This window comes from Xanthomonas populi (assembly GCF_002940065.1).
Taxonomy (GTDB): domain Bacteria; phylum Pseudomonadota; class Gammaproteobacteria; order Xanthomonadales; family Xanthomonadaceae; genus Xanthomonas; species Xanthomonas populi.
Genome location: NZ_MDEJ01000151.1, coordinates 1 through 9,312, shown reverse-complemented (window position 1 = coordinate 9,312; position 9,312 = coordinate 1). Strand labels below are relative to the sequence as shown.

General features: G+C 62.7%; 6 protein-coding genes and 1 pseudogene. 6 read left to right on the top strand and 1 reads right to left on the bottom strand.

Annotated features, from left to right (window positions below; genetic code table 11):
* Positions 1 to 155: 155 nt before the first annotated feature.
* Positions 156 to 468 (top strand): annotated as a pseudogene (locus XpopCFBP1817_RS17815) (hypothetical protein).
* Positions 469 to 675: 207 nt separating this feature from the next.
* On the opposite strand, the gene prpR reads toward XpopCFBP1817_RS17815, so the two are convergent.
* Entirely contained in the window at positions 676 to 2,277 is a 1,602-nt protein-coding gene (gene prpR / locus XpopCFBP1817_RS17810) for a propionate catabolism operon regulatory protein PrpR (RefSeq protein ID WP_244171225.1), read from the bottom strand.
* A 145-nt stretch (positions 2,278 to 2,422) separates the two neighbouring features.
* Between prpR and prpB the strand changes: the two genes are divergently transcribed.
* From prpB to prpF, 5 genes are all read left to right on the top strand, one after another.
* Positions 2,423 to 3,319 carry a methylisocitrate lyase gene (gene prpB, locus XpopCFBP1817_RS17805; protein WP_128418140.1) on the top strand — a complete coding sequence of 299 codons (897 nt, stop codon included), beginning with the start codon at positions 2,423 to 2,425 and terminating at the stop codon, positions 3,317 to 3,319.
* A 31-nt stretch (positions 3,320 to 3,350) separates the two neighbouring features.
* Positions 3,351 to 3,947, top strand: a complete 597-nt coding sequence (locus XpopCFBP1817_RS17800; protein ID WP_128418139.1) for a DUF1003 domain-containing protein — start codon at positions 3,351 to 3,353, stop codon at positions 3,945 to 3,947.
* A 40-nt stretch (positions 3,948 to 3,987) separates the two neighbouring features.
* Positions 3,988 to 5,154, top strand: coding sequence for a bifunctional 2-methylcitrate synthase/citrate synthase (gene prpC, locus XpopCFBP1817_RS17795; protein ID WP_128418138.1), 1,167 nt, complete (start codon positions 3,988 to 3,990; stop codon positions 5,152 to 5,154).
* 163 nt (positions 5,155 to 5,317) lie between these two features.
* Positions 5,318 to 7,960, top strand: coding sequence for a Fe/S-dependent 2-methylisocitrate dehydratase AcnD (acnD, locus tag XpopCFBP1817_RS17790; protein ID WP_128418137.1), 2,643 nt, complete (start codon positions 5,318 to 5,320; stop codon positions 7,958 to 7,960).
* 65 nt (positions 7,961 to 8,025) lie between these two features.
* Complete coding sequence (gene prpF / locus XpopCFBP1817_RS17785) at positions 8,026 to 9,225, top strand: 2-methylaconitate cis-trans isomerase PrpF (protein WP_128418136.1); 1,200 nt, start codon at positions 8,026 to 8,028, stop codon at positions 9,223 to 9,225.
* Positions 9,226 to 9,312: the final 87 nt, after the last annotated feature.

Here is a 9,312-nt window from a genome sequence, read left to right as displayed (position 1 = left end):
ATCCACAAAACGCTTACGCTATCTCACACCTGCTGAGGTCTTTTGCAATGACGACGCCCTTGCACTTCGCGAGTGAATCCCCCCCCCCGCCAGACAAGCGCAAAATCTCGTCTTACACACCCAAGTTACGCGTTACTGGTGCTCTCGATGCTGAAATTTTTGGGTCTTGCGAGTTGTTCAAACCTTCCTTGGCTGGCTGCGCTCGCGATGTGGGCGAGCAGTACGTAGGCAAGTGGGTCAATGTGAAGTCGCAGAAAAACGTACTGAGCATCAAGCACAACGGTGAGAGCTTCATCATTCGCGATACGACACCGGAGCTGTTCGGCAGCGGCGTCAAGACGAAGAGTCATCCGGCGATCTTGAGGCGTGCCGCAGGTGTCCAGCGCTGATGGCACCGTCAATTACGCGATCGACGAGGTGACCGGTCACTTGAGCGCGGGCGATAGCCAGCACACGCGTGTCAAGTGATCGCTGCGAGCTCGATCAACGGGCGAGCGCTGGATTAAGCGGCGCTGCGTGCTGCGGGATCACATCACCAACGTAGCAACGACAATGTCGTGTGGATTGCGTCGCACGGCTTGTGACCTCTGATCGCGAGTCTTGCGTTTTGATGACTCGGTGCCAAGGCCTGCGCTTGCGTCCTAAGCAGTCGATGTCAAAGCCCGCGCCTGCATCTCAAGCATGCCATGTCGAAGCGTGCGTCTGCATCCATCTCCACAACGTGGTGCGCGAGATGCCAAGTGCTTGTGCGGCGAGGGCGCGATTGCCGTTTGCGCGCTTGAGCGCTGCGCTTACTGCTGTTGCAGTGAGTTGCATGCGTGAGGTTGCAAGATCGGTGTGTTCGTGTGCTGCCACACTATCGCCAGCGTCCATGTCCAATAGCTCTGGCGCCCACTGTTCGAGTTGATCAAGGGTCAGATTGTCTTGTGCTTGTGCCTTCCAATGGATGCACAGGCGTTCGACCAGATTGCGTAGTTCGCGCACGTTGCCCGGCCATGCGTGGTATTGCAGCCGCTGTAGCGCTTTCGATGTTAGTGGCGAAGGAATATTGCCGAGTTGCCGGAAGTAATGCGTCAGCAACACTGCGATCTCGCCGGGTCGGTTGCGTAGCGGCTGCAATGCGATGCGGAGCGCTGCCAGGCGATAAAAAAGATCGCGGCGGAAGCGTCCTTGTTCGACCAGTGTCTGCAGTGGTTGCAGGCTTGCAGCGACCACACGCACATCGATGGCGATCGGCAGCGTTGCGCCGACACGCAGCACTTCGCGCTCTTCCAGTACGCGTAATAGGCGCGTCTGCAATGGCATCGGCAGTTCGCCGATTTCGTCGAGAAACAGCGTGCCATCCTGCGCTGCTTCGATCAGGCCAGTGTGCCCGCCGCGGCGTGCGCCGGTGAATGCGCCGTCGCTGTAGCCGAACAATTCCGCTTCCAGCAGCGATTCGCTGATGGCGCCGCAGTTGATGGCGACGAAGCGGCCACGCCGACGGCTGCCGGCATGCAGTTGGCGCGCGACCAGTTCCTTGCCGGTGCCGGTTTCGCCGCTGATCAACACGGTACTTGGGTGTGGTGCGTACAGCTGCACCAGTTCGCGCACGTGGGACATTGCCGCGTCTTCGCCAAGCAAGGCCTCGGTGCGGCGAGCGCGACGTGTGCTGGTGCGGCCGGTGGGGCGATCGTTGCTTGGCGCGGTACCCACGGCGATGGCGTGTTCGAGCGCCAAGCGCACCGAATCTGCGGAATACAGCAGTACGCCAGGCAGGCCGGCCTGTTCGGCGAAATCGATTGCCATGCCGGTGCCGACGATGACCTGGATGCCGCTGGCGCGCAGGTCGGCGATGCAGTCGCGCGCGTCTTCGGCGGTGACGAAGCGGCGGTGTGCGATGTCGAGGTCGAAGCTGTCCTGGAAAGCGCGGAACGAGGGCACATCGGTGGCGTGGGTGACCACACCGATGCGCGGTGCGATGCGGCGTGCGCGCGCCAGCGCTTCCATCAGATCGAAGCCGGTGGCCTGGATCGGTGCCAGCGGCAGCGCGAGCCGGCTGCGCAGATAAGCAGCGTTGGAGCCGCCTGCCACCAGCACGTCGCAGCGCTCGCGGCGCAGGCGCTGGCCGATGACCTCCACCGCCTCGGCAAAGCCGAGGTTGATCTGCTCCATGCGCGCACGCTGGTCGAACTCGGGGATGACGTCGGACAGCAGGCCGGTCAGGCGAGAGACGCTGACGGTCCAGATCACCGGTTGGGAGGCGTCTGCCGACTGGGGAGGAGGAGGGCTGCGCATTCGACTGCCATGTTGCAACGATGTTGCATGCTGCTCGGAATGTTGCATATTTGCAACGATCAGCGGCGCTTCGCTTAGTGAAATCAACAGCTTGCGATTGGAACGCCATTTGCGCGTGCTCCCGTATCCCAACTCAGGAATCGCCATGACGTCTTCGCCTACCGCTTCCGCCAGCATGCGCTTGCGCGCCGCGCTGTCTGCTGAATCGCCGTTGCAGGTCATCGGTGCGATCAATGCCAACCATGCGCTACTGGCCCAGCGTGCCGGCTACCGGGCGATCTATCTGTCTGGCGGCGGTGTGGCGGCCGGTTCGCTGGGGTTGCCGGACTTGGGGATCAACACACTGGAAGACGTGCTGATCGATGTGCGCCGCATCACCGATGTCTGCGAACTGCCGCTGTTGGTGGACGTGGATACGGGCTTCGGGCCGAGTGCGTTCAACATCGAGCGCACCATCAAATCGCTGATCAAGGCGGGCGCGGCTGGTTGCCATATCGAAGATCAGGTTGGCGCCAAGCGCTGCGGGCATCGGCCGGGCAAGGAGATCGTCAGCCAGGCCGAGATGGTAGACCGGGTCAGGGCGGCGGCCGATGCCAAGACCGATGCGGCGTTCTTTTTGATTGCACGCACCGACGCGATCCAGATGGAAGGCGTGGATGCGGCGATCGAACGCGCCATCGCCTGCGTGGAGGCCGGCGCAGACGGCATCTTCGCCGAGGCCGCGTATGACCTGGAGACCTACAGGCGCTTTGTCGATGCGGTGCGCGTGCCGGTGTTGGCCAACATCACCGAATTCGGCAAGACGCCGCTGTTTACGCGCGACCAACTTTCGCAGGTTGGTGTGGCGATCCAGCTGTTTCCGTTGTCGGCGTTCCGTGCTGCCAACAAGGCAGCCGAGGCGGTCTACACCGCGATTCGGCGCGACGGTCATCAACAGGCCGTGCTGGAAAGCATGCAGACGCGCGAAGAGCTGTACGAACGCATCGGCTATCACGGCTACGAGCAGCGTCTGGATGCGCTGTTTGCGCGCAAAGGCGCATGATCCAGGCCGGTTCTCCTGCCCGAGCACGTCCATGAACAGCCAAGCCAGCGCCACCTCGCAGCCGCGCGGCCGCATCGATCGTCGCCAGACTGCGCGGCAGCTGTTGCAGACCGAATTGGAAAAGCTGCCCGATGCCGAGCGCGCGGTGGTGGAGCGCTTTATCGCCAAGCGCCACGTGGCACGCGACATCATCAAGCAGGCCGATCATGACCGCACCTTGGGCGAACGCATCGCCGACCGGGTGGCAGAAATCGGCGGCAGCTGGAGCTTCATGATCGGCTTCGGTGTGGTGCTGCTGGCCTGGATCGCGCTCAACAGCCTGGTGCTGACGCATGGGTTCGATCCATATCCGTACATCCTGCTCAACCTGTGCCTGTCGTGCCTGGCCGCGATCCAGGCGCCGGTGATCATGATGAGCCAGAACCGTCAGGCGGCGGTGGACCGCTTGCGTGCGCAGAACGATTACGAAGTGAACATCAAATCCGAACTGGAAATTCTGCAGGTGCACGAAAAGCTCAATCAGTTGCGCGAGCAGGACTGGGCCGCGCTGGTCGAGCAGCAGAATTACCAGATCGCCCTGTTGCAACAATTGATCGAGCGCGCGATGACAGCGCCGCCCGCGCACTGACTGCCTTGCCTAGACGACCGCGAACATCCGGAGAGATCCAATGAACGACAGCGCCGCCCCGCAGACCGCTACGCCTTTCAAGCCGAAAAAATCCGTTGCGTTATCCGGCACCGCTGCCGGCAACACCGCGTTGTGCACGGTGGGGCGCAGCGGCAACGATCTGCATTACCGCGGGTACGACATTCTGGACCTGGCGATCACCAGCGAGTTCGAGGAGATCGCGTATCTGTTGGTGCATGGCAGGTTGCCCAACAGCGGCGAACTGCGCGGCTACAAAGCCAAGTTGCGCTCGCTGCGTGGCGTGCCGGCCGCTGTGAAAGCGGTGCTGGAACAATTGCCGCAGTCGGCACATCCGATGGATGTGATGCGCACCGGCGTGTCGGCACTGGGCTGCCTGCAGCCGGAGAAAGACGACCACAATCATCCCGGCGCGCGCGACATCGCCGACAAGCTGATGGCATCGTTGGGGTCGATGTTGCTGTATTGGTATCACTACAGCCACAACGGCAAGCGTATCGAGGTGGAGACCGACGACGATTCGATCGGCGGGCATTTTCTGCATCTGTTGCATGGTTTTGCGCCGAAGGAGTCGTGGGTGCGTGCGATGCACACCAGCCTGATCCTGTACGCCGAGCATGAGTTCAATGCCTCCACGTTCGCCTGCCGTGTGATTGCCGGCACCGGTAGCAATATGCATAGCGCCATCGCCGGCGGGATCGGCGCGTTGCGCGGGCCTAAGCATGGCGGCGCCAACGAGGTGGCGTTCGACATACAGAAGCGTTACGACACCCCGGACGAGGCCGAGGCCGACATCAAGGTGCGCGTGGAGCGCCAGGAAGTGGTGATCGGCTTCGGGCATCCGGTGTATACCGTGTCCGACCCGCGCAACAAGGTGATCAAGGAGGTGGCGCGCGAGCTGTCTGACGAGCAGGGCAGCCGCAAGATGTACGACATCGCCGAGCGCCTGGAGACGGTGATGTGGGACATCAAGAAAATGTTCCCAAACCTGGATTGGTTCAGTGCGGTGAGCTACCACATGATGGGCGTGCCGACCGCGATGTTTACGCCGCTGTTCGTGCTGGCGCGCACTGCCGGTTGGAGCGCGCACATCATCGAGCAGCGCGTGGACGGCAAGATCATTCGCCCATCGGCCAACTATACCGGCCCGGAATATCAGGTGTTCGTGCCGTTGAATCAGCGTCCCTGAAGATGTAGTGGTCCGTAGGTTGGGTCTCTCCGCCTCGGTCGCTTTCTCGCAATGAAGGCGACCAAGCTCTTGCAAGCGCGGGAAGAGATGGCGAAACCCACAGACGTCTGAAATGCGATTTCCGATTTCCGAAATACCCCCACCCGCTTCGATATCGCCAGCCATGAACAGCCAGTACCGCAAGCCCCTGCCGGGCACCTCGTTGGACTACTTCGATGCACGTGCCGCTGTGGATGCGCTGCAACCCGGCGCCTATGCGGCGCTGTCTTACACCGCGCGCGTGCATGCCGAAAACCTGGTGCGGCGCGCGCAGCCGCAGATGCTGGAGGCCTACCTGCGCCAGCTGATCGAGCGCAAGCGAGACCTGGATTTACCCTGGTTTCCGGCGCGTGTGGTGTGCCACGACATTCTTGGGCAGACCGCCTTGGTCGACCTGGCCGGCTTGCGCGATGCGATTGCCGAGCAGGGTGGCGACCCGGCGCAGGTCAATCCGGTGGTGCCGGTGCAATTGATCGTCGATCACTCGCTGGCGGTGGAATACGCCGGCTTCGACAAGCAAGCGTTCGCCAAGAATCGCAGTGTGGAAGATCGTCGCAATGCCGACAGCTTCCATTTCATCGAGTGGACCAAGCGGGCTTTCGAAAACATGGAAGTGATTCCGCCCGGCAACGGGATCATGCATCAGATCAATCTGGAAAAAATGTCGCCGGTGATCTACACGCTCGACGGCGTGGCGTTTCCGGATACCTGCGTGGGTACCGACAGCCATACCCCGCATGTGGATGCGCTGGGGGTGATCGCATTGGGTGTGGGCGGACTGGAAGCGGAAAACGTGATGTTGGGGCGCGCGTCGTGGATGCGCCTGCCCGACATCATCGGTGTGGAGGTGTTGGGCAAGCCAGCGCCCGGCATCACCGCCACCGACATTGTGTTGGCGTTGACCGAGTTCTTGCGTCAGCAACGTGTGGTCGGTGCGTATCTTGAGTTCTATGGCGCTGGCGCCAGTGCGCTGACCATTGGCGATCGCGCGACCATTTCCAATATGACGCCGGAGTTCGGTGCCACCGCGGCGATGTTCTCTATCGACCAGCAGACGCTGGACTATTTGCGTCTGACCGGGCGCGAAGAGGCGCAGATTGCGTTGGTGGAAACCTACGCGCGCCAGACCGGCTTGTGGGCGGATGACTTGGTTACCGCGCACTACGAGCGCGTGTTGGAGTTCGATCTGTCGAGCGTGGTGCGCAACATGGCCGGGCCGTCCAACCCACATAAGCGTGTGGCGACCAGCGAGCTTGCCGAGCGCGGCATTGCCGGTGCGTGGGAAGAGGTGCCGGGCCAGATGCCCGATGGCGCAGTGATCATTGCGGCGATCACCTCGTGCACCAACACCTCCAATCCGCGCAACGTCATCGCTGCCGGCCTGCTGGCGCGCAACGCCAACGCACGTGGACTGACCCGCAAGCCGTGGGTGAAAAGTTCGTTGGCGCCGGGCTCCAAGGCGGTGCAGCTGTATCTGGAGGACGCGGGTCTGCTGAGCGAGTTGGAGCAACTGGGCTTTGGCATCGTCGCGTTCGCTTGTACTACCTGCAATGGCATGAGCGGCGCGCTGGATCCGGTGATCCAGCAGGAGATCATCGACCGCGATCTGTATGCCATGGCGGTGTTGTCGGGCAACCGCAATTTCGACGGGCGGATCCATCCGTATGCCAAGCAGGCGTTTCTTGCATCGCCGCCGTTGGTGATTGCGTATGCCATCGCCGGCACGGTGCGCTTCGATATCGAAAAAGATGTGCTGGGCATCGATGCCGATGGCGTGGCGGTGACGCTCAAGGATCTATGGCCCACCGATGCGGAGATCGATGCGGTGGTGGCGCGCAGCGTCAAACCGGCGCATTTCCGCAGCGTCTACGACCCGATGTTCAAGCGCAGCCTGGGGCAGGGCGTACAGGTGAGCCCGCTGTACGATTGGCGGCCGACCAGCACCTACATCCGTCGCCCGCCGTATTGGGAGGGCGCGCTTGCCGGCGCACGCAGCTTGCGTGGCATGCGGCCGTTGGCAGTGCTGGGCGACAACATCACTACCGACCATCTGTCGCCGTCGAATGCGATTCTGGCCAGCAGTGCGGCCGGCCAATACCTGACGCTGATGGGCGTGCCGGAAGAAGACTTCAATTCCTACGCCACCCATCGCGGCGATCACCTCACCGCGCAGCGCGCCACGTTCGCCAACCCCAAGCTGGTCAACGAAATGGCGGTGGTCGATGGGTTGGTAACACAGGGGTCGTTGGCGCGGCTGGAGCCGGAAGGGCAGGTGGTGCGCATGTGGGAGGCGATCGAAACCTACATGACGCGCAAGCAGCCGCTGATCATCATCGCCGGTGCCGATTACGGCCAGGGTTCCTCGCGCGACTGGGCGGCCAAGGGCGTGCGTCTGGCCGGTGTGGAGGTGATCGTCGCCGAAGGCTTCGAGCGGATTCACCGCACCAACCTGATCGGCATGGGCGTGTTGCCGCTGGAGTTCGAGCCGGGCACCGACCGCAAGACGCTGGGCATCGACGGTAGCGAAACCTTCGAGGTGATGGGCGAACGCACCCCCGGCGCCACGCTGACGCTGTCGATCCATCGCCGCAACGGCGAGCAGCTGCAGGCGCCGGTGACGTGCCGATTGGATACGGCGGAAGAAGTGTCGATCTACGAGGCGGGCGGCGTGCTGCAAAGGTTTGCGCAGGATTTTCTGGAGAGCCGGGAATCGGGAGCCGGGAATCGGGAATCGTTAAAAGCGACATCGGCACCGCAAGCGCCCTAGTGTCCATGGCTCCTGGCTTCGTGCTGCCATCTGCATCCCCAATCCCCAATCCCGGTCTTTACCCCATGACCCATCTTCCCCAACTCCGCATTCCTGCCACCTACATGCGCGGCGGCACCAGCAAGGGCGTGTTCTTTCGCCTACCGGATCTGCCTGTTGCCGCACAGCAGCCCGGTCCTGCGCGCGATGCGTTGTTGCTGCGGGTGATCGGTAGCCCCGATACGTATGCCAAGCAGATCGATGGCATGGGGGGGGCGACCTCGAGTACCAGCAAGAGCGTGATCGTCTCGGCCAGCACGCGTGGCGGGCACGATGTGGATTATCTGTTCGCGCAGGTGTCCATCGACAGCGCGTTCGTGGACTGGAGCGGCAACTGCGGCAATCTGTCGGCGGCGGTGGGGCCGTTTGCGATTGCCAATGGTCTGATCGACGCGGCGCGCGTGCCGCGCGACGGCGTGGCGACGGTGCGGATCTGGCAGGCCAATATCGGCAAGACCATCGTGGCGCATGTGCCGATGACCGGTGGTCAGGTGCAGGAAACCGGCGACTTCGAACTGGATGGAGTCACCTTTCCGGCGGCCGAGGTGCAGCTGGAATTTCTCGACCCGGCCGATGACGCCGAAGGCGAGGGCTGGGCGATGTTCCCCACCGGCAAGCTGATCGACCAATTGGAGATTCCCGGCCTGGGCACGATCGCCGCGACGCTGATCAATGCCGGCATCCCGACCATCTTCGTCAACGCGCGCGATCTGGGCTACACCGGTACCGAGCTGCAGGAGGCGATCAATGGTGACCCGCGTGCGCTGACGATGTTCGAAACGTTACGTGCGCACGGCGCAGTGCGGATGGGTTTGATTGCGAAGGTCGAAGACGCTGCCACGCGGCAGCACACGCCAAAGGTGGCGTTCGTGGCGCCGCCGGCCGATTACACCGCCTCCAGCGGCAAGCCGGTGCACGCGGCCGAGATCGATCTGCTGTTGCGTGCGATGTCGATGGGCAAACTGCATCACGCGATGATGGGCACCGCCGCGGTGGCGATCGGCACTGCCGCCGCCGTGCCCGGCACCTTGGTCAATCTGGCAGCGGGTGGCGCAACGCGCTCGGCGGTGCGCTTCGGACATCCGTCCGGCAGCTTGCGCATCGGTGCCGAGGCGCAATTGGTGGACGGCCAGTGGCAGGTGACCAAGGCGCTGATGAGCCGCAGTGCGCGGGTGATGATGGAAGGTTGGGTGCGCGTGCCGGCGGATGTTGCCCAGATCGAGTGATCGGCTAGAAGGAGCCTCTAAAAACCCCAGCAATCTGCCATCATTGACTTGACGCCCTGCCAGCGGAGAACGACAGACATGATCAGC

Excerpts from the sequence above, each read along its gene's own strand:
- prpC (WP_128418138.1), top strand. The coding sequence starts at position 3,988 with ATGAACGACAGCGCCGCCCCGCAGACCGCTACGCCTTTCAAGCCGAAA.
- acnD (WP_128418137.1), top strand. The coding sequence starts at position 5,318 with ATGAACAGCCAGTACCGCAAGCCCCTGCCGGGCACCTCGTTGGACTAC.
- prpF (WP_128418136.1), top strand. The coding sequence starts at position 8,026 with ATGACCCATCTTCCCCAACTCCGCATTCCTGCCACCTACATGCGCGGC.
- XpopCFBP1817_RS17800 (WP_128418139.1), top strand. The coding sequence starts at position 3,351 with ATGAACAGCCAAGCCAGCGCCACCTCGCAGCCGCGCGGCCGCATCGAT.
- prpR (WP_244171225.1), bottom strand. The coding sequence starts at position 2,277 with ATGCGCAGCCCTCCTCCTCCCCAGTCGGCAGACGCCTCCCAACCGGTG.
- prpB (WP_128418140.1), top strand. The coding sequence starts at position 2,423 with ATGACGTCTTCGCCTACCGCTTCCGCCAGCATGCGCTTGCGCGCCGCG.